The organism is Chryseobacterium oncorhynchi (assembly GCF_002899895.1).
GTDB classification, from domain to species: Bacteria; Bacteroidota; Bacteroidia; order Flavobacteriales; family Weeksellaceae; genus Chryseobacterium; species Chryseobacterium oncorhynchi.
This window is the reverse complement of record NZ_PPEI02000002.1, coordinates 449,739-470,116: the sequence shown is the minus strand read 5'-3', so window position 1 is coordinate 470,116 and position 20,378 is coordinate 449,739. Positions and strand designations below refer to the sequence as shown.

General features: G+C 35.6%; 16 protein-coding genes. 9 read left to right on the top strand and 7 right to left on the bottom strand.

All coding sequences use genetic code 11. The annotated features are described in order from the left end of the window. Nucleotides 1-4: 4 nt before the first annotated feature. From galE to C1638_RS07785, 3 genes are read left to right on the top strand one after another with little or no spacing between them, the layout of a single operon-like run. Nucleotides 5-1,027 carry a UDP-glucose 4-epimerase GalE gene (galE, locus tag C1638_RS07795; protein WP_109619781.1) on the top strand — a complete coding sequence of 341 codons (1,023 nt, stop codon included), beginning with the start codon at nt 5-7 and terminating at the stop codon, nt 1,025-1,027. An 11-nt stretch (nt 1,028-1,038) separates the two neighbouring features. Continuing rightward, entirely contained in the window at nt 1,039-1,803 is a 765-nt protein-coding gene (locus C1638_RS07790) for a methyltransferase domain-containing protein (protein WP_109619779.1), read from the top strand. A 12-nt stretch (nt 1,804-1,815) separates the two neighbouring features. After that, a complete protein-coding gene (locus tag C1638_RS07785; RefSeq protein ID WP_109619777.1) occupies nt 1,816-2,268 on the top strand; it encodes an adenylyltransferase/cytidyltransferase family protein in 453 nt (150 codons plus the stop codon). A 46-nt stretch (nt 2,269-2,314) separates the two neighbouring features. Here C1638_RS07785 and C1638_RS07780 read toward each other — a convergent pair whose 3' ends face one another. The 5 genes from C1638_RS07780 to pnuC all read right to left on the bottom strand — a co-directional run bounded on the left by C1638_RS07780 (nt 2,315) and on the right by pnuC (nt 8,318). Further along, nucleotides 2,315-4,924: a TonB-dependent receptor gene (locus tag C1638_RS07780; protein WP_109619775.1), complete on the bottom strand. Its 2,610-nt coding sequence runs from the start codon at nt 4,922-4,924 to the stop codon at nt 2,315-2,317. Nucleotides 4,925-5,055: 131 nt separating this feature from the next. Then, nucleotides 5,056-6,081: an endolytic transglycosylase MltG gene (gene mltG, locus C1638_RS07775; protein WP_109619773.1), complete on the bottom strand. Its 1,026-nt coding sequence runs from the start codon at nt 6,079-6,081 to the stop codon at nt 5,056-5,058. Between the two features lie 33 nt (nt 6,082-6,114). Continuing rightward, nucleotides 6,115-6,882: a diaminopimelate epimerase gene (dapF, locus tag C1638_RS07770; protein ID WP_109619772.1), complete on the bottom strand. Its 768-nt coding sequence runs from the start codon at nt 6,880-6,882 to the stop codon at nt 6,115-6,117. Nucleotides 6,883-6,973: 91 nt separating this feature from the next. Further along, entirely contained in the window at nt 6,974-7,642 is a 669-nt protein-coding gene (locus tag C1638_RS07765; RefSeq protein WP_109619770.1) for a hypothetical protein, read from the bottom strand. A gap of 4 nt (nt 7,643-7,646) precedes the next feature. Further along, a complete protein-coding gene (pnuC, locus tag C1638_RS07760) occupies nt 7,647-8,318 on the bottom strand; it encodes a nicotinamide riboside transporter PnuC (RefSeq protein WP_109619768.1) in 672 nt (223 codons plus the stop codon). A 164-nt stretch (nt 8,319-8,482) separates the two neighbouring features. On the opposite strand from pnuC, the gene C1638_RS07755 reads away from it, so the two are divergent. The 3 genes from C1638_RS07755 (at nt 8,483) to hemN (ending at nt 12,617) form a co-directional block, all read left to right on the top strand. Continuing rightward, nucleotides 8,483-10,000, top strand: a complete 1,518-nt coding sequence (locus tag C1638_RS07755; protein WP_109619766.1) for an amino acid permease — start codon at nt 8,483-8,485, stop codon at nt 9,998-10,000. A gap of 43 nt (nt 10,001-10,043) precedes the next feature. After that, the gene (locus C1638_RS07750) at nt 10,044-11,054 is read left to right on the top strand and encodes a WD40/YVTN/BNR-like repeat-containing protein (RefSeq protein WP_109619765.1); all 1,011 of its coding nucleotides are present in this window, start codon (nt 10,044-10,046) and stop codon (nt 11,052-11,054) included. A 204-nt stretch (nt 11,055-11,258) separates the two neighbouring features. Beyond that, nucleotides 11,259-12,617: an oxygen-independent coproporphyrinogen III oxidase gene (hemN, locus tag C1638_RS07745; RefSeq protein ID WP_109619763.1), complete on the top strand. Its 1,359-nt coding sequence runs from the start codon at nt 11,259-11,261 to the stop codon at nt 12,615-12,617. A gap of 114 nt (nt 12,618-12,731) precedes the next feature. On the opposite strand, the gene C1638_RS07740 is transcribed toward hemN, so the two are convergent. Further along, nucleotides 12,732-14,105, bottom strand: a complete 1,374-nt coding sequence (locus C1638_RS07740) for a PQQ-dependent sugar dehydrogenase (protein ID WP_109619761.1) — start codon at nt 14,103-14,105, stop codon at nt 12,732-12,734. 216 nt (nt 14,106-14,321) lie between these two features. Here C1638_RS07740 and secD point away from each other — a divergent pair, with 216 nt between their 5' ends. Both secD and C1638_RS07730 read left to right on the top strand, forming a co-directional pair. Then, nucleotides 14,322-17,216: a protein translocase subunit SecD gene (gene secD / locus C1638_RS07735; protein WP_109619759.1), complete on the top strand. Its 2,895-nt coding sequence runs from the start codon at nt 14,322-14,324 to the stop codon at nt 17,214-17,216. Between the two features lie 230 nt (nt 17,217-17,446). Further along, nucleotides 17,447-18,667, top strand: coding sequence for a TCR/Tet family MFS transporter (locus C1638_RS07730; protein ID WP_109619757.1), 1,221 nt, complete (start codon nt 17,447-17,449; stop codon nt 18,665-18,667). 155 nt (nt 18,668-18,822) lie between these two features. Here C1638_RS07730 and C1638_RS07725 read toward each other — a convergent pair whose 3' ends face one another. Next, complete coding sequence (locus tag C1638_RS07725; protein WP_109619755.1) at nt 18,823-19,770, bottom strand: hypothetical protein; 948 nt, start codon at nt 19,768-19,770, stop codon at nt 18,823-18,825. Between the two features lie 268 nt (nt 19,771-20,038). On the opposite strand from C1638_RS07725, the gene C1638_RS07720 reads away from it, so the two are divergent. After that, the gene (locus C1638_RS07720; protein WP_109619754.1) at nt 20,039-20,377 is read left to right on the top strand and encodes a Sec-independent protein translocase subunit TatA/TatB; all 339 of its coding nucleotides are present in this window, start codon (nt 20,039-20,041) and stop codon (nt 20,375-20,377) included. The last annotated feature ends 1 nt before the right edge of the window (nt 20,378 follow it).

Here is a 20,378-nt window from a genome sequence, read left to right as displayed (position 1 = left end):
AAAAATGGCAATACTTGTTACAGGAGGACTTGGATACATCGGTTCTCACACAGTAGTGGAACTTCTTAATAATGGCTTTGAAGTGGTTATTGTAGATGATTTATCCAATTCAGAGAGGTTTATTTTAAAAAATATTGAGGAAATTGCAGGTAAAAAGCCAGTTTTTTACCCCTTTGATCTAAAGCGAAAAGAACTGCTTAATCAGGTTTTTGATGCACACCAGATTGATGGCTGTATTAATTTCGCGGCTTTCAAAGCAGTGGGAGAAAGCCAGATAAAGCCTGTAGATTACTATGAAAATAATATGTTTTCACTTATCAATATTTTACAGGAGTTTAAGGAAAGAGGGATTTCCAATTTTATTTTCAGTTCATCATGCACCGTTTATGGACAGGCTGATGTGATGCCAATTGATGAAAATACTCCTTTAAAAATGCCTGAAAGTGTCTATGGAAAGACCAAGCAAATGGGAGAAGAGATTCTTATTGATTTTGCTAAGGCCTATAACCGAAAAATTTCGTTATTAAGATATTTTAATCCTATTGGAGCGCATCCATCTGCAAAACTTGGAGAATTGCCAATAGGAATTCCTAACAATTTGGTTCCTTACGTAATGCAGACTGCTGCGGGAATACGTGAAAAGTTAAGTATTTGGGGTGATGATTATCCAACAGTGGACGGAACCGCTGTTCGTGACTATATTTATGTTGTTGATCTGGCAAAAGCCCATGTTGCTGCCTTGAAAAAACTTATAAACGATCAGTCTGAAGACGCATTGATTGATACTTATAATCTGGGAACAGGAAAAGGATCATCTGTTCTGGAAATAGTCAAAGCTTTTGAAACAGCAAATAATGTAGAGGTACCTTATCAGATATGCCCTAGACGAGAAGGGGATATTACCATTGCCTATGCTAATCCTGCTAAAGCTGAAAATGAATTGGGATGGAAAGCTGAAACCTCACTTGAAGAATCATTGAAAACAACTTGGGAATGGCAAAAGTATCTGAACTCTAGAAACTCATAAAAATATTAATTATGGCTTGGAATCCCGAAGTATACGACCAGTTTAAAGAAGAGCGCTCAGCTCCATTTTTTGATTTATTAAACCTTGTTGAATCAAGGACAGGGATCTCTGTTATAGATCTGGGTTGTGGAACCGGAGAACTCACTTCTAAGCTTTTAGATTATTTAGAAGATTCCAAGGTTTTAGGGATAGATTCTTCGGAAGAAATGCTTGAAAAGGCAGCTCAGTTTAAAACAAGCAGGTTGATCTTTGAAAAAAGAAGTATAGAAGAGCAGCTTCATTTGGGAGACACTTATGACCTGATTATTTCAAATGCGGCAATTCAATGGTGTAATAATCATAAGGAACTTTTCCCAAGAATAATCAGTAAAGTCAATAAAGGTGGTCAATTAGCAGTACAAATACCTTCCAATCATGAATATGTAGTACATCAGTTGTTAAGGGAAATAGCGAGTACAGAGCCTTATAAAACTGCTTATCATTCATGGGAAAGAGAGTCTCCTGTTTTGAAGATAGAAGACTATGCTAAAATATTATTTGACAATAAAGGAAGAGAGATTATCGTTTATGAGAAAGTATTCCCACATGTTCTTGAAAATGCTGAAGCAGTATTTACTTGGGCTTCAGGAACAGCAATGCTTCCTTATATTGAGAGGCTTCCTAATGACTTAAAAGAACAATTTAAAAACGATTATAAAAAAGAATTACAAAACATCTTCCCTGAATCACCTGTCTTTTATCCATTTAAAAGAACATTTATTTCAGCGAAGTTTTAATTTTAAATTAATATGAAGACACAAAGAATAGGTATTACATTTTCTTCATTTGACCTACTACACGCAGGTCATATAAAAATGCTTGAAGAAGCGAAAACAGTGTGCGATTATTTAATAGTAGGGTTGCAAATAGACCCTTCGCATGATCGTCCTACTAAAAATAAGCCAAGTCAAACTATCGTAGAGCGATACATTCAGCTTAAGGCAGTAAATTCTGTGGATGAGATTATTCCTTACTATACAGAAGAAGATTTATTGGATATTTTAAAATCTTTTGTAATTGATGTAAGAATCATTGGTGATGATTACATGGACAGAGATTTTACAGGTAAGCAATACTGTGAAGAAAAGGGAATTGAAATTTTTTATAATAAAAGAGATCATCGCTTTTCTACCAGTGATTTAAGAAAAAGAATCTATGAGGCTGAAAAAGAAAGAGATGACAAAAAAGAGTCAGTAAAATAGAAGAATAAAAAAATCCCGAAATTTAATTTTCGGGATTTTTGTTGTATTACATTGGACCACCTTGTTGGTCGTCTCCTGTTTCATTGGAGTTGATATCCTTTTTCTTCTTAGGCTGCTCTACTTTTTCACCTTGTTTGAATCTGTAGGTTAAAGCAATAGAGAACTGTCTTGGCTGCCATTGCATATAGCTGCTACGGGTATAGTCATTACTATAATTAGTCACCTCCATACCTCTTGTATTAAAGATATCCTGTATGTTGAATGAGAGTGTTCCATTACCTTTCCAGATCGTTTTAGATGCTCCCAAGTTGATGGCATACATATCTTTTCTGTCTTGGCTGGCTGTTTTTTGCCCTCCTCTGTAGAAGCCTTGCAGCTGTACACTTAATGTCTTATCAAGCTTAAATGTTGTATTAAGACGTAGTCTTGTAGAAAAGCCGCTTCCTGTAAAATCTAATGAACGTATCTGAGTTAAACCATCTACGTCTTTCGTTTCATAAGTTGCAATTCCGGAAGTTTTGTATCCGAATAAATCTACACTACCCATAATTTTGAACCAGGCAAAAGGATCGTATGTAAAGTTTAGATCCAAACCATAACGGTCGTCATTACCCAGGTTTTCAGGTTTTGTATAGAATACCTTTTGTCTTTCATCAGGTCTGTACACCAACATTTTTGTATCATCAGTTGCATGTCTGTAATATAAAGTAGGGTTGATGGTAAACTTCTTCTTAGTGATGTTATAACCTACTTCATAAGAATCTACATATGATGGGTTTAAGTCAATGTTCCCCTCAAAAATATTCTGATTATTCGTGTAATTAGGGAAAGGAACCATAAAGAATGATCTAGGTCTGTCTATTCTGCGAGAGTAGTTAACCAAGATCTGATTATTCTTAGATATATCATAACTTAAGAATACACTTGGAAACAAGTTGTTGTAATTCTTAGTTTTATTTAATGGTGCCTTATCAGGGTTTTGGCTAATATAATTGATCTTAACGTTTGAAATTTCGTCTCTTAATCCCAATTGATAACCAAAGTTTCCTATTTTACTTCTAAACTGAAGATAGAATGCATTAAACATTTCCTTATAATCCGTATTGTTATTATAATTCGGAATAAGAGGATTGTTAGAAGTACTGCTTACAAAATTATCATAAGTATTATCATTGATATCCAATCTGTAACCTGCTTCAATTTTGGAATTTTCTCCTACCGGTAACTCATAATCAGCTTTTCCTATTACGGTTTTGCTTACAGAATGTCTTCTGGTAATATCTTGTACGGATGGTATATTGTCAACACTTTCTAGGATATCAGCGTTATTATTGCTTCTGTTTCTCTGTAAACTTAATGATAAGGATAAATTTTGTCCGTTATCATCAAACTTATGATCTAAGCCTAAATCCCCTTGAAATGCCAGATTGTTAAAAACACTTTTAGAATCTCTTAGCGTATAAGGGTTCAGTAATTTCCATGGCTCTGACGTTGCTCCAGTGTATTTATAAAAGGAATCGTAGGTATTTACAAGCTCATTTCCATCTCCTTCAAACGTTCTTACCAATCCTGTTAAATTAACTGATGTTTTATCAGAAATGTCATACACAAAACCTGCGCTTACATTATAATTTTTATTATATGTTTTATTGACAGAGTTTTGATACTGATGAACCGGGACATTAGGTACTTTTGCTATCTCTGCTGGTGTTGTTGGGATTGGATCTAGCTTTGGAAATTTAATATCATGGTAGGTTGTTTCAGAATTATTTTTGGTTTTGTTTTCTGTATAACCCCCACCACCGTTCACAAACCATGTCCAGTTATTCTTTCTCCAGCTTAAATTGGCATTAAGAGCTGTTCTTGGAAAATATCCCAAAGTTCCAACCACACTACCATTAAAACCAATTTTCTTATTCTTTTTAAGAATGATATTCAAAATTCCAGAAGTTCCACTGGCTTCAAACTTTGAAGAAGGATTGGTAATCACCTCAATTCTTTCAATCTGATCAGCAGGAATACTTTGCAGTGCATTAGCTCCATCATCAATTCCTAAAAGAGAAGACGGCTTTCCGTTAATCAGGAATTTTACATTTGTACTTCCTCTCATGGAAACTGTTCCATCCGTATCTACTGAAACAGAAGGTACATTACTTAAAACATCCTGAAGATTTCCTCCTTTACTTACAATATCCTGTGACGGATCATAAGTTCTTTTGTCAAGTTCTACTTTGTAGGGCTTAGCTGCTGATGCAGTAATAACAACACCTTGTAATTCATTCGTTTTTCCATCCAGAGTAGAGGTAGCTTCTGCTTCTATGGATAATGCTCCAATGTTGCCGGCTCCGGTAATATTTTTATTAACTACATTTTTTTTGTAATCAATAGCTTCTACGGTAATGTCATAAGCTCCGGGAGTAAGTTGTAATTGGTACTGTCCTTTTTCATCGGTAAGTACAGCATCACTTAATGCAGTGTTGGATTTATTACTAAAAGTTACAGACGCATAAGGAACCGGTTGGTTCTTCTTGTTGACAATGATCCCTGAAACTCCTGCTTTTTCCTGTGCGAAAGCCATTGCCGCCGCCGAGAGCACTAAAGTAAGTCCTAGTGTTTTTCTTGTGAAAATATTGACAATTTCTGTCTTATTCTTCATAGGTTATTTTTTTGTATAAAATCGTGAAAGGATAACCCTTAATATTTTAAAAGTCTGTATCAATTTGATTTTTAAAATATTATGATTTATTTATTTTTTTTAGCTGTATAAATTTTAGATGCCTGTTTAGCCTATTTTATATTTTTTGAATTGAGCCAATTCTGATAGGCTTTTGCATTTACAGCATGCTCTTCAGCACTTGCTGTAAACTTATGGTAGCCGAATCTTGCAGGATCTGCACACATAAATATATAATTATTGTTTTCTGCACTCAACACAGCATCCACCGAATTCTTATCTACCACACAAATGGGTCCCGGAGGGATGCCTGCATTGGCATATGTATTATACGGAGATGGAGTAGACAAATGTTTATATAATACCCTTTTGATAGGCTCTTTAAAATTAGTCTGTTTATTAATTGCATAGATCACCGTGGGATCAGACTGAAGTTTCATGCCTTTTCTATAACGGTTTAAATATAATCCTGCAATAGTTTTCATTTCATCCTTTTTTCCTCCGGATTCCTTATAAACAATAGAAGCAAGGGCATAGATCTGATCTCTTGTTAATCCGGACTGCTGCTCTTTATTTTTTCTTTCGCTGGTCCAGAAGTCATTGTACTGATCTTCAAATTTTGCAAAAAATTCTCTTGGGCTTACTGTCCAGAAGAAATTATAAGTGTCAATGAAGAAATATTTTTTTAAATCTTCAACGCCTTTGTACCCTTTTTCCTGAGCAACTCCATCCAGATCATTCACAAAGTGTAAAGAATCCAGTTCTGTTTTTTTGGTAACCTTACCAATCATTTGGTACATATCTCCAAAATCTCCGATTCTGAAAGAATTTGCTGATTGATTACCAGCCTTAATCATATTTACCAAGTCGGTATTACCTTTGCCGCTTTCAATATGATAACGTCCGGCTTTAAAGCTTGTATTAAGACCTTTATCCTGGGCTACAGCCTCAAAAGATTCACGGTCTTTAATATATGGAGCAATAGAGTCCAGGATCTGCTTAAAATTTGCCTTATGAGGGATCAAAATATAGCCGTCCTTTTCTACATTGTTTCCAAAGTATTTATTATAAAATCTCAAACCAAAAAATCCTGCGACTACAAAAACCAGCAGAATAATAATGAGAATAGCTTTTTTCATTCTTAAATAATGTTGATTAAAAGTTTTTTGATTTTAAAGAATATCTACTTTCCCTTTAAAAACTTGCTTTGCGGGACCTTCCAGCCAAATGTTACAGAAAGAGTCCTCACTTTTTTCAGCATATACCTTAAGATTTCCTCCTAGGGTTTTAACTTTTACAGAAGTTAGATTGTCTTTTTGAAGAAAAGTTAAAGCTGCCGCTGTAACTCCTGTGCCGCAGCTGTAAGTTTCGTCCTCAACGCCTCGTTCATAGGTTCTTACAAAGATCTCATTGTCGGAAATTTTTTCAACAAAGTTGACATTGATCCCTTTTTCTATATAATTTTCTGAATTTCTGATACCATGACCTTCTGTATAAACGTCAAAGTCTTTCAGATTTTCTACATATTTTACATAATGAGGGGAGCCTGTGTTAAGAACAGAATCGTTTCCGTCATGTGAAATGGTGTTTACATCAATCATTTTTAGTTTAATGATCCCGTTATGGATTTCAGCATCATGCTCACCGTCTATTGCGATGAACTTACATTTGTCTTCAAAAACGTCTAGAAAAAATGCGAAGGCGACAAGACATCTTCCTCCGTTTCCGCACATGGTACTTTCGCCACCGTCAGAATTATAGTAAACCATTTTAAAATCGTAATCAGGATCGTTCTCCAAAAGGATAAGCCCATCGGCACCTATTCCGAAGCGTCTGTCACATAATTTTTCAATGATATTTTTGTCTTTAGGAAACTGTAGATCACGGTTGTCTACCATTACAAAATCATTTCCAGTTCCCTGATATTTATAAAATTCCATATATTTTTGTCTAAATTGAAGAGACAAAATTAATATATTTTAAATGAAAAACGAACAGTGTTAACTGTTCGTTTCCTTATTTATAATCGTTTTATCTAAAGCCTCCGCTGCTGCTGTTCTGTCTGGTTGAAGTGCCAGAACTGCTACTTTGGGTGCCTGAGCTATTTCTAAATCCACCGCTATTAGAAGATTCTGATCGGCTGGAGCTATTGCTACTGCTTTCAGTGTTTCTAAATCCACCAGAGCTTTGGTTGTTCTGACTTCCCTGAGAACTACTGTTCTGATTTCTGAATCCGCCGCTGCTTTGGTTTCCTTGGTTGTTTTGGTTACCACTACTTTGGTTTCTGAATCCACTATTATTATTTCTTCCGCTGTTGGAGTTTCTATTATAGCTTCCATTGTTATAAGAGCCACCATTGTTGTATGAACCACCATTATTACGGAAGCCGTTATTTGGTCTTTGTGAAGTTACCGTAGTCTTTCTTTCTACGTATACTTTTCTTCTGGAGTTATTGTAATTATCATAATAGTAAGGAATACCATTATCATAATAATAATTAACGTTATTTCTATAATAATAGCCATCATTACCATAGTATCCTCCATTTCCATAATATCCGGAAGGTGCATAGTAATATCCGTTATTATAGTATGGATCTCCATAACCACTATTACTACCATATCCGTCTGTATATGCTAAACAAGATGTTAAACTGGTAATAGCAAAAATACTGACTGCTATTTTGAATAAATTTTTCATGACTTTATTGTACTTTTTTTTCTTTAAAACTTTTTTTCCAACTAAGGTATCCTAAGATAGCCATTATAGTAAATACCAAATATTGAACCGAAGTGATACCAAGACCCTTAAAAATCATCATTGGGATGCAAATAAAATCTCCGATAATCCAGAAAATCCAGTTCTCAATGCGCTGTTTGGCCATAAACCACATTCCTACTAAAAATATTGAAGTGGTAAAAATATCCATCCAATTGGCCCAATCCAAATGATATAATCCAAGACTTGTACCTTCCATTGAAAACTTATTATCAATATAAGGCTTATAATAATAGATAACGGTAACCAGCACAAGACTAAGGACAAAAAGTATGACAGCATAGACCCATTCTTTTTTCGTAGCCCAGGTAACTTCCACATGAACATGATCTTCAGAATTCTTCGCCCATAAAATCCAACCATAAACACTCATCACAGAATAATACACATTGATAAGACAGTCTCCCAATAAACCAAAGTTGAAAAGAATATACACATAGATCAGAGTAGAGATGATGCCAGTAGGGTATACCCATATATTTTTTTTAATGGAAAAATATACGCTCAGAGTTCCGAAAATAGCACCCGATGCTTCAAGCATAATCTGTAAGAAATCATAGCTTTCATAAGGCTTTACAAAAAGATCATATAAATTCATGCGATCAAAAATAAACAAAAAAATGGACTTTTTAAAATGAATTAAATAATGTGTTGCTTAAGTTTTGGAGGCTTTAATGTAAAATAAATGATGAAAGTTTAACGATAAACGCGGGAGTTCCTAAATTTTTTATATTTTCGTAAATCCTTAATAAATAAAAAAACATGTCGAAAATTTGGGTTAAAAAACCACTAAGTGCCTATGAGGCAGATATGAAGAAAAGTGAGCTGAAAAAAGTCCTTGGAAAATGGAGTTTAACAGCAATTGGAGTAGGTGCTATCATTGGAGGTGGAATCTTTGTTCTTACAGGAACGGGAGCCTATTACCATGCAGGCCCAGCGCTTGCAATCTCCTTTATTATAGCAGGTATTGCCTGTGTTTTTGCAGCATTGTGCTACGCAGAGTTCGCCTCCATCATTCCTGTTGAAGGTTCAGCTTATGCTTATGCTTACGGAACAGTAGGAGAAATTTTTGCATGGGCCATGGGGTGGTGTCTCATCCTGGAGTATGCCATGGCCAGTATGGCTGTTTCCGTGAGTTGGTCCGGATATTTTACTAAGTTTTTAAAGATATTTGGCGTTCATCTGCCGGGATATCTTACCTCGGATCCTTCAAGTTATACAGGAGACGGTTTCTCTATGAACTTACCTGCATTTATCCTTGTTTTACTTATTACTGCATTGTTGGTAAAAGGAACAAAAGAAGCAGCAGGAGCAAATAATTTAATTGTTTTGATGAAGACCTCTGCAGTTATTTTTGTAATTATTGCGGGAGTTTATATTATTTTTTCTAATACTGATCTTTATAACGCTGTTGATGGTGTTAAAAATTGGAAACCTTTTATTCCTGATCAGGTAAAGATTAGAAATTCTGAGGGAGATCTGGTCTCTGCTTATGGTATTAAAGGAATTATTTCCGGAGCCGCGGCTATCTTCTTTGCTTATATTGGTTTTGATGCTGTTTCTACCCAAGCGGGGGAAGCTATTAATCCTAAAAAAGATGTTCCTTTTGCTATTATTGTTTCATTATTAGTTTGTACAGCATTATATATCTGTGTATCTCTTGTACTGACAGGGATGATGCATTATTCAGACTTTAATCCTGAAGGAAAATATCCTGATGCAATTAAAGCTCCTGTAGCTTACGCTTTTGAAATTGCAGGAAAACACTGGGCGAGTAATGTAGTAACAATTGCAGCCACTGTAGGATTGATTTCTGTAGTAATGGTAATGATGATGGGGCAATCCAGAATCTTTATCGGAATGGCAAAAGATGGTTTGATTCCTAAGTTCTTCGGAGAACTTCACCCAAAAACAAGAACTCCTTACAAAGGAATTATCCTGTTAGGAATAGTAGTAGCACTTATAGCTGCATTTACACCAATTTCTACATTAGCAGATATGACAAGTTTCGGAACCCTGTTTGCATTTACACTGGTTTGTATTGCAGTTTGGGTAATGAGAAAGAAAGAACCTAATTTGATCAGACCTTTCAAAGTTCCTGCCTATAAAATTGTTGTAGCATTAGGTGTATTTATTAATATCTATTTAATATTTAACTTAAGTGCTCATGCATTGGAACTTTCTGCTGTATGGCTTTTCCTAGGAGGATTAGTATATTTCCTTTATGGAAAATCAAACAGTAAACTTAACAATCCTGAAAAATACAAGGAAATAGATTAATATTAATACAAACCGCTTCGGCGGTTTTTTTGTTGAATATCGTATGAAAAAGATTTTGTCCATTATACTCCTATCCGTAGGAATGACTGCATTTGCTCAACAGGTAGAAAATATAGAAACAATTCTTAATGATAAAATAAGCATCAGAGCACTTGAACTTGATGACAACAAGGTTTGGTATAGCGGCACAGATTCCAAGTTTGGATTTGTAGATCTTAAGGATTATAAAAATCAAAAACAGATCCAGCTTTCTGAAGAAAAGCTTCAGTTCAGAACGCTGGCACAGGATAAAAATTCTTTTTATGCCATCAATATTGAAAGTCCTGGACGTTTCTTTAAGATTGATAAAAAAGATTTAAAATCACAAATTGTTTTCACAGATACTACAAAAACGGCATTCTATGATGCTTTGCATTTTGTAAATGATAAACTAGCCTATACATTCAGTGATGCAGACAAGGATCATTTGTTGAAATTAGCGGTGTATAGAGATGGAAAATGGGGGATGTTAAAGAGTGATGTGTTATTAAACGACGGTGAAGCAGCTTTTGCAGCGAGCAATACCAATATATCTTCCACCAAAAAATATGTATGGATTGCCACAGGAGGTAAAGCTTCGAGAGTTCTGAGGTTAAATCTAAAAACTGAAAAACTGGAGATCTTCAAAACCCCTTTCATTCAAGGTGAATCTTCACAGGGAATGTATTCCATTGATTTCAATGATGATCGATTCGGAATCGCAGTAGGTGGCGATTATACCAAACAGGATGTTAATATCAATAATATTGCAACAACTAATGATGGCGGCGAAACCTGGCAAATTCAGGCTTCTGGACACAATGCAGGATATATGACCTGTGTGAAAATAAAACCAGTCTCAAAAGGAAAAGAGATTATAGCGGTAGGTGATCAGCATATCAGCTATTCTTCAGATTTTGGAAAGACATGGAAGAAAATTTCCGATGAAAAAGGCCTGTATGTTTGTCAGTGGATTGATGGAAATAGAGTAGTTCTTGCAGGAAAAGATAGAGTTGTGATGTTGAAGTTGAAATAAAAGATTTGAGAAATACGTAGGATCAATAAAACAAATAGAATTTATCATTATCTCCGTAATAGGTTTAAACAGTGTATTTAGACTCATTCTAAACTATAACCTAATATAATTCATAGGTTAAAATTCATAACTAATGGTTAATTTTGTAGGACGGAATTTTAATGATGTTAAACTTCCTCACCTTATAAAATTTTATTTTTCAAAATGAATTCTTTAATAGATAAGTATAATATTCCTGGGCCGCGTTACACTTCTTATCCTACCGTCCCATATTGGGATGAATCTACATTTTCTTCGGAAAAGTGGAAAGAAACAGTAATCAGGTCTTTTGATGAAACCAATGCAGAGGAGGGGATTTCTATTTATATCCATTTACCTTTCTGTGAGGCATTGTGTACATTCTGTGCATGTCATAAGCGTATAACGAAACAACACAGTGTTGAAGTTCCTTATTTGGAAAGTGTATTAAAGGAATGGAAGATTTATCTTGATCTTTTCAAAGAAAGACCAAAGTTAAAAGAATTACATTTGGGTGGAGGTACGCCAACATTTTTCTCTCCGGAAAACTTAAAAACACTTCTGGAAGGAATTTTTGCAACCGTAGATATTGCAGAACATCCCGAGTTTTCATTTGAAGGACACCCTAATAATACTACGAGAGATCATCTTCAGACTTTATACGACCTGGGCTTCAGAAGAGTAAGCTTTGGAGTACAGGATTATGATCCTAAAGTACAAAAAGCAATCAACAGAATTCAGCCTTTTGAAAATGTGAAAAATGTAACAGAGTGGGCTAAGGAAATTGGTTACAGAGGAATTAGTCATGATTTGGTTTTTGGTCTTCCTCACCAATCTTGGGAAGCAATGGAACATACCATCAGAAAGACAATGGAATTGAAGCCGGATAGATTGGCTTTTTATTCCTATGCACACGTTCCATGGGTAAAAGGTGTTGGACAAAGAGGATTTGATGAAAATGACCTGCCGAGTGGTGAAGAAAAACGCCGCTTGTATGAAGATGGGAAGAAATTGCTTCAGGATCTGGGATATATTGAGGTTGGGATGGATCACTTCTCTCTGGAACATGATGATCTATACCAGTCTTTAATTCATAAAAAACTTCACAGAAACTTTATGGGATACACTTCAAGCAACACCCAATTGATGGTAGGGCTTGGAATGTCGGCCATTTCAGATTCTTGGTATGCATTTGCTCAGAATGTAAAAACCGTGGAAGATTATCAAAAAATGGTAGAAGAGGGAGAAATTCCTGTTGTGAAAGGACATGTTCTGAATGAAGAAGATCTTACAGTAAGAAGACATATTCTGAATCTGATGTGCCAGTTGGAAACTACTTTTAGTGCCCATAATTCTTTCCCTGAGTTGGAAAATGCACTGGAAATGTTGAAAGAAATGGAAAATGACGGTCTGGTTGAGATTAATGGCCATGAAATTAAAATTACCGAAGCTGGTAGAGCATTCACCCGAAATGTAGCAATGGTATTTGACCTTAGAATGATGAGAAATAAGCCGGAAACGAGGATTTTCTCAATGACGATATAAAGAAAAAGCGGTTCAGTATTGAACCGCTTTTTTATTTCACTTAAAATTTTAGTTTAAATATTCAATATTCAACGATGTGATGAATGCAAGACACATCAATGTAAAAAATAGAACTTACTCAATAACCAATTTTTGACTAAAAGATTTTAAATTTACAGATTTCAGATTGATAAAATATACCCCTGTTGGGATTTTGGAAATATCTATTCTTTGTCCCTCGATAATTGTGGCTGTTTCAAGCACCTTTCGTCCATCTGTACTGATGATCTCTGCTGTTATATTTTTATCTTTAATTCCATTAATAAAAACCTCTTTTGATGCAGGATTAGGATAAATTTTTATAGTTCCTAATTGATTCGTCTCCTGTGTACCCAAAGTTCCGGTTGTAATTTTAAAAATCTTTCCACTATTAACGGCTGCTACATATAATTCTTTCTGTGAATTTTGTCCGAAAGTTGAAAAATTATTTCCGCTGTAAGGAGAAGTCCACACAATGGAATTGTCAGGATTCAAAATTCCGATCTGGGTAGAGCAGTAGTCTGCAAAGAAATATTTTCCCTGAAGTGACGGATATTGAGCGCCTCTGTAAACATATCCTCCTGTAATAGAGCACTTTCCTCCAGAGTGATCATACACGGCAATAGGAAAGATCATAGTTGAAGCATTGGGACAGCCAACTGTTGTATTGTAAGCCGTGTTGCCTTCATAACATCGCCAGCCATAATTAAGTCCGGGTTGCGTTATAGGCATTTTATTGATTTCCTCAATAGCTCCCTGTCCTACATCAGCAATCCAAGCATTTCCTGTATTGAGGTCAAAGGAAAACTTCCATGCATTTCTTAGTCCATAGGCCCATACTTCATCGGCTCCGTCTACTGTAGCTCCTGCAAAAGGGTTGTCTGCGGGGATATTATAGGGTCCGGTAGCGTCTACATCAATCCTCAGCATTTTTCCAAGAAGCATATTTTTATTTTGAGCATTATTGTTAGGATCTCCGCCACTTCCCCCGTCACCGGTGATGATCCAAAGCTTTCTGTCAGGAGCAAAATGAATACTTCCACCATTGTGATTACTGAATGGTTTCGGAATATTCATTAAAATCTTTTCAGAATTGGGGTCGGCTATATTAGGGTCAGCAGTGCTTACATTATACCTTGCTACAATAATATTTCCCGCTGTGTTGTTATAATACACAAAAAAATACCCGTTGGTAGAGTATTGTGGGTGAAATGCAAGCCCGAGAAGTCCTCTTTCTCCACCGTAGAGAATTTTTGTTGAAATATTCAGAAAACTGGTTGCATTGATGGCTCCGTTAGGCTGAAGAATCTTGATTATTCCGTCTTGTTGTACGACAAACAATCTGCTGTCGTTGGCATTCGTAATCTCTACTGGACTGGTAAGTCCAGTGGCAAATTCTTCCAAATTAATGCTTTGAGAATTAACAATTAAGGAAGAAAAAATACTGATGATAAAAAGTTGTTTTTTCATAATATTTTGATAGTTAGTGCGTTGATATAGGAATGAAAATTTTATACCAATTATTTTTTGAAAATTTCACTACGATACCGTGAAAAAATTGTTAAATCTTAAATGTAAATCAGAATGCTGATATATCTGAAAATAAACCATTTCTGTTGTTAAAAATTCATAAAATACAAGAAAATCATTATATTTGCCGACTTAATTTAACGTAGTTATAACAAAATGCAAGGAAAAGGACTTATTACAATTGTTGCTATTGTCCTGGGGTTGATTTGCTTAAACGAGCTATTACCAACCTGGTACGCCAGCAAAATTGAATCGCAGATCGAAGCTGCGAAAGGAAACGAGAAAGAGATCAAACGAATCAAGGAGGATACTCTTAATCTTGGGTATACGAAGCTTTATTATTCAAAAGCTAAAGACAAGGAAATGAAACTTGGTCTTGACTTAAAAGGAGGGATCAACGTTCTATTGGAAATCAACCAGAGAGATTTGGTTAATGATTTAACCAATTATTCAACAAATCCTGTTCTTATTGATGCTTTGAACAAGACTGATGAAGCTCAAAAAAACTCAACAAAATCTTACATCGACAACTTTTTTGAACAGTTCGATGCGGTTAACAAAGCAAAAGGGACCAACCTTAAGCTTGCTGATCCGGAACTTTTCGGAAACACAAACTTATCTGAAATCAAGTACAATACTACTGATGAGCAGGTAAAAAGTATTGTGAAAAGAAGAATTGATCTTTCTGTAGGAACAGCTTTCGAGGTAATCAGAACGAGAATTGATAAGCTTGGAGCAATCCAGCCAAACGTTCAGAGAGTACCTGGTACAGCTAGAATTTCTGTGGAAATGCCTGGTATGAAGGATATCGATAAGGTAAAGAAAATGCTTCAGACTTCTGCAAAACTTCAGTTCTGGGAAGTACAACAGGTTCCTGAAATTGCACCTTATTTCCAAACATTAACCACTATGGTTGCTGCAAAAGGAGATTCTATGGGAGTTGCAAAAAATGTAAACTTCATCAATCTTTTACAGCTTGACAAATTAAGAACGAATGGTGTAGCTAACGTAAAATTATCTGATACTGCTGTTGTAAATAAAATTTTAAACAGCAAGGTTGGTTTGGCTTTACGTCCGGCAAACATTAAATATACACAGTTTATGTGGGGTTACAAGCCTGAGGCTACAAGTCCTGATGATTTGGTATTGTATGCAATCAGAAGTAACATCAACCAAAAAGCTCCAGTAGACGGTGCTGTAGAAACTGCCAGCATTAGCTACGATGAACTTGGAAGAGTGGTAGTAGACATGCAGATGGATTCTAAAGGTGCGAAAGACTGGAAAACTTTAACGGAGAAAAACGTAGGGAAGCCAGTTGCTGTAACACTTGATAACAGAGTATACACTGCACCAAACGTTGTAAACGCTATTCCTAACGGTAGAACTCAAATCTCTGGTAACTTCTCTCAGGAAGAAGCTAAAGAATTGGTTGACGTTTTAGGAGCAGGTAAATTACCTGCAGGTGCAAAAGTAGTACAGGCGACTCAGGTAGGTCCGTCTCTTGGACAGGAATCTATCAACGCAGGTATGATCTCATTTGCAATCGCATTCTTGATTATTATTGTTTATATCATTTTCTATTACGGTGGTGCCGGTGTGTACGCTGTAATTGCAATGGTAATTAACTTATTCTATATTTTCGGAATTATGGATTCCGGTGACTTTACGTTAACTCTTCCTGGTATCGCAGGTATCGTATTGACGATGGCGATGGCGGTAGATACAAACGTAATTATCTACGAAAGAACGAAAGAAGAATTATTTGCCGGTAAGAGCATCTTAGAAGCTTATAAGGATGGTTTCAAACATGCATTAAGTGCAATTATCGATGGTCACTCAACTACTTTATTAACGGCAGTTGTATTGTTCTTCTTCGGAACAGGACCTATCAAAGGATTTGCTTTGACATTGATGATTGGTATCGTGATGACATTGTTTACTTCTGTATTGCTTTCAAGAGTAATGATCTTTAGTAGATTGAACAAAGGGAAACAACTTTCTGTTTGGACTCCACCTACGAAAAACCTATTCAGAAATACTTGGATCGACTTTATCGGTAAGAGAAAATATGCTTATATCGTTTCTGCTGTACTAACAGTGATCTGCGTATTCTCAATGGTTACTCACGGATTCAAATATGGTATTGACTTCACAGGAGGTAGAAACTATGTGGTAAGATTTGATAAAGAAGTTAATGCTAATGATGTTGAAGAGAAATTAGTAAAACTATTCAAGACTGAGGATGGTAAGAATTCTTCTGTAGAAGCTAAGACTTTTGGAAATGCTAATCAGTTGAAAATTTCTACAGATTATCTAATCGAAGATGAGTCTTTAAAGGCTGACCAAACGATTGAGCAGAAATTATATGAAGGGTTAAAAGGAGATCTTCCTGCTAACATTACATTACATGATTTCAAATCTGCAGATAAAGATCACGCTGGTATCATTTCTTCTGAAAAAGTAGGTCCTACAGTGGCAGACGATATTCAGACACACGGTATTCTTGCTGTAGTGGCTGCTTTAGGAGGTATTTTCTTATACATCTTATTCAGATTTAGAAAATGGCAGTTCTCATTAGGTGCTGTTGCAGCTCTATTCCACGATGCGGTTATTATTTTAGGAACGTATTCATTACTTCACAAATATATGCCGTTCAACATGGAGATCAACCAGGATTTCATCGCTGCGATCCTTACTGTATTAGGGTATTCAATTAACGATACGGTAATTATCTTCGACAGAATTAGAGAATATCTAAGAGAGAAGAAATCATTAACATTAGCAGGATTATTTGATGACTCTATCTCAAGTACGTTAGGTAGAACATTTAACACATCATTTACTACAATCTTGGTAATCCTTGCGATCTTCATCTTCGGAGGTGATAACCTTAGAGGATTTATGTTTGCAATGCTAATTGGTATTGGATTCGGTACTTACTCATCTATCTTTATTGCATCAGCAATTGCTTATGACTTCCTTAAGAAAGGAAAAGAAGATGGAGTACATGGAAAAACTACTTCAGACAAAGAAGTACTTGCTTCAAAGTAAAACAAACTACAATAAATTAGTAAAAGCCTTTCGAAAGAAAGGCTTTTTTGTTATCTGAATTTAAGATTTGTCTCAAGTATTTTGAAACAGATTATTTTGAGATTTATTATTGTATATACCATTAAAATAAATTGTTTTTTTAATAGTATTCTGTTACTCAATATTATACTTTTTTAATATAATGAAATTTAGAATCATTATTTTTAAGATTTGATTAATTTTGCACCATCATGGAAAATTCAAAGAAAAAAGCGGCCATAGGCTTTATATTTATAACCTTACTGATTGATATTACGGGATGGGGAATTATTATCCCTGTTGTTCCTAAATTGATTGAAGAATTGATTCATGCAGACATCAGTGAAGCCGCAAAATATGGTGGTTGGTTAGGATTTGCCTATGCCTTTACACAGTTTATCTTTTCACCGCTTGTAGGGAATCTAAGTGATAAGTACGGACGAAGACCCGTTATTTTGATTTCGCTTTTCGGATTTGCAGTAGATTATATTTTCCTGGCATTGGCTCCCACAATCTGGTGGCTGTTTTTGGGAAGAGTTATTGCAGGGATTACCGGAGCAAGTGTAACTACGGCAAGTGCCTATATTGCAGATATTTCAAATGATGAAGACCGAGCAAAGAACTTTGGACTGATTGGGGCTGCATTTGGTTTAGGCTTTATTATAGGACCTGTTTTAGGTGGTGTTCTGGGACATTATGGTGCCAGAGTCCCTTTCTATGCAGCAGCAGGTTTGTGTTTGCTTAACTTCCTTTATGGATACTTCATTCTTCCCGAAAGTTTAGATAAAGATAAAAGACGAGAATTTAACTGGAAGCGGGCTAATCCTGTAGGTTCTTTTAAATTTTTAGGAAAACATCCTGAAATTTCAGGACTTATTGCTGCGCTAATATTAATCTATATTGCAGGGCATGCTGTACAAAGTAACTGGAGTTTCTTTACCATGTATAAGTTTGGATGGACAGAAAGGATGGTAGGGATTTCTTTGGGAGTTGTCGGTTTGTTGGTTGGTTTGGTGCAAGGACTTTTGATCAGATGGACAACGCCAAGGCTGGGTGAGCAGAAAAGTATTTATTACGGACTTGCACTATATGCGCTAGGTCTCTTATTATTTGCATTTGCCTCTGAGGGGTGGATGATGTTTGCCTTTTTGGTGCCTTATTGTTTAGGAGGAATCTGTGGGCCGGCTTTACAGTCTGTTATTACGAAGAGCGTTCCTTCCAATGAACAAGGCGAGCTTCAGGGAGCATTAACCAGTTTAATGAGCGCTACTTCCATTATCGGGCCTCCAATGATGACGAATTTGTTTTACTTTTTCACGCATGATGAAGCACCATTTAAGTTTTCAGGGGCGCCTTTCTTCCTGGCATTTATTTTAATGACAATCAGTGTTGTGATTACCTATTCTGCTTTTAAGAAAAAGGGAAAAATTTAAGCAGTAGAGGAGAAGAGCATTCAATAATGACAAAATAAAAAGTTATTGCGAATTTAAAATAAACAGAGAAAAATTAGTTCTCTCCGTTGTAAAATATAAAGGGAAGCCTCTAGAGGCTTCCCTTACTGTTTGAAAGATTTTATATTCTATGAAAATTAAGGATAAAGAGATTTTATACCATTATTCACAACATTGCTTCCCAATCCTGAGAATGAAACTGAGAATTTGCTGGCATTAAAGCTTAAAGAACCTGTAGGTGTACAAAGTCCCAACGCATACTGACATTGGCCATAGGCTCCGGTATTTCTAGTAATCTTGCTTTCACTTTTTGCTTTTCCTAAGCTGATATAAGCCCAGTCATTTACATCCGTATTGGATACTGTTGACCCCGTATAATAAACTGTGATCTGATATCCCGCTTCACCTCTTTTAGAACCCCAAAGCCAGTTGGCAGTCCACCATTGCTTATACCATTTGGAAATAACCCTTGCAGATTTATTACCAGTAGAATTTTCGCTGGTACCTCTTGTATCCATCATAACCAAACCACCAAGGATATTATCCCAGATAATTCCCGAATCATTATAAAAACAAAGCGTTGTGAACTTTCCGTTTTTGCTACTCCAGATGATTTCCATTGCATTAATGCCTGTTTTTATTTCTTCGGTAACCATTTCCTTTAATCCGTTTTGGGCAATAGTAAGATCGTCTCCGGTGTAAAGCTCCCCAATTCTTCCCATTTTTACAGAAGACGGATCCAGAACATTTCCAAGAGCTATAAACTGATCCTTATCAGAAATCAGGTTCTGAGAAATCTCAATACCTTTTTGAGAAGAAATCTTTCCAATCACGTTGACTCCTGCAATTTGTAAATCACTTTTCAAATACTTTTCAAGACTCCTTTGAGATTCATCCAATTGTGATTGTACAATCTCCGGAACAGCTTGTGAAATAGGTATTACTTCTTTTTTTAGATCAGCAGCGGTTACTTTAGCCTGAACGGTTTCCTGTTTGGAAATTTCATTGTTCTCATCACGACAACTGTTGAGTGTCAACACCGATAATACGACCAGAATTTTAAAACTGATAATTAATTTTTTCATATTAAATATTTATTTGGTTGTGTGTAGTAAATATACTTAAATGTTAATTAATTCTCAATCATTTGAATTAATTATTTGTTAATTGATAAATTTTACATTGAAAATAAAGACTTATAGAAGATTAAACAGCCTGTTATTTTGTAAGGATATTTACTATCGGACCTGTTTTTTAAGCCTTAGTCTTTGATTATTATTTATAAAATCTTAAAATTTGTTTAAATTTTTAGTTTACCGTAAATAAATGTATAATCTTTTGTAATTTTACAGCATGGAATTAAGCATTGGAGAAATGGCATTGATTGCAGTGGCAATCGTTGTATTATTCGGTCCGGATAAATTGCCTCAGATTGCGCGTGACTTAGGTGCAGGCGTTAGAAAAATGCGTGGAGCAGTAGAAGATATCAAAACTGAGATCATGAAAGAAACAGACAATCCTGTTTCTGAGATTAAACGTGAAATTGAGAAAGTAAAAGACGCTGCCAAGGATTTTAATCCGATGAAGGATATTGAAAAAGATATTCTTACAGATCCAGCTTCCACTACCAATGAACCTCCAAAACCAAAGCCTGCCGATGACGAAACGCACGAAGGGCCTGTAAGCAGATAAT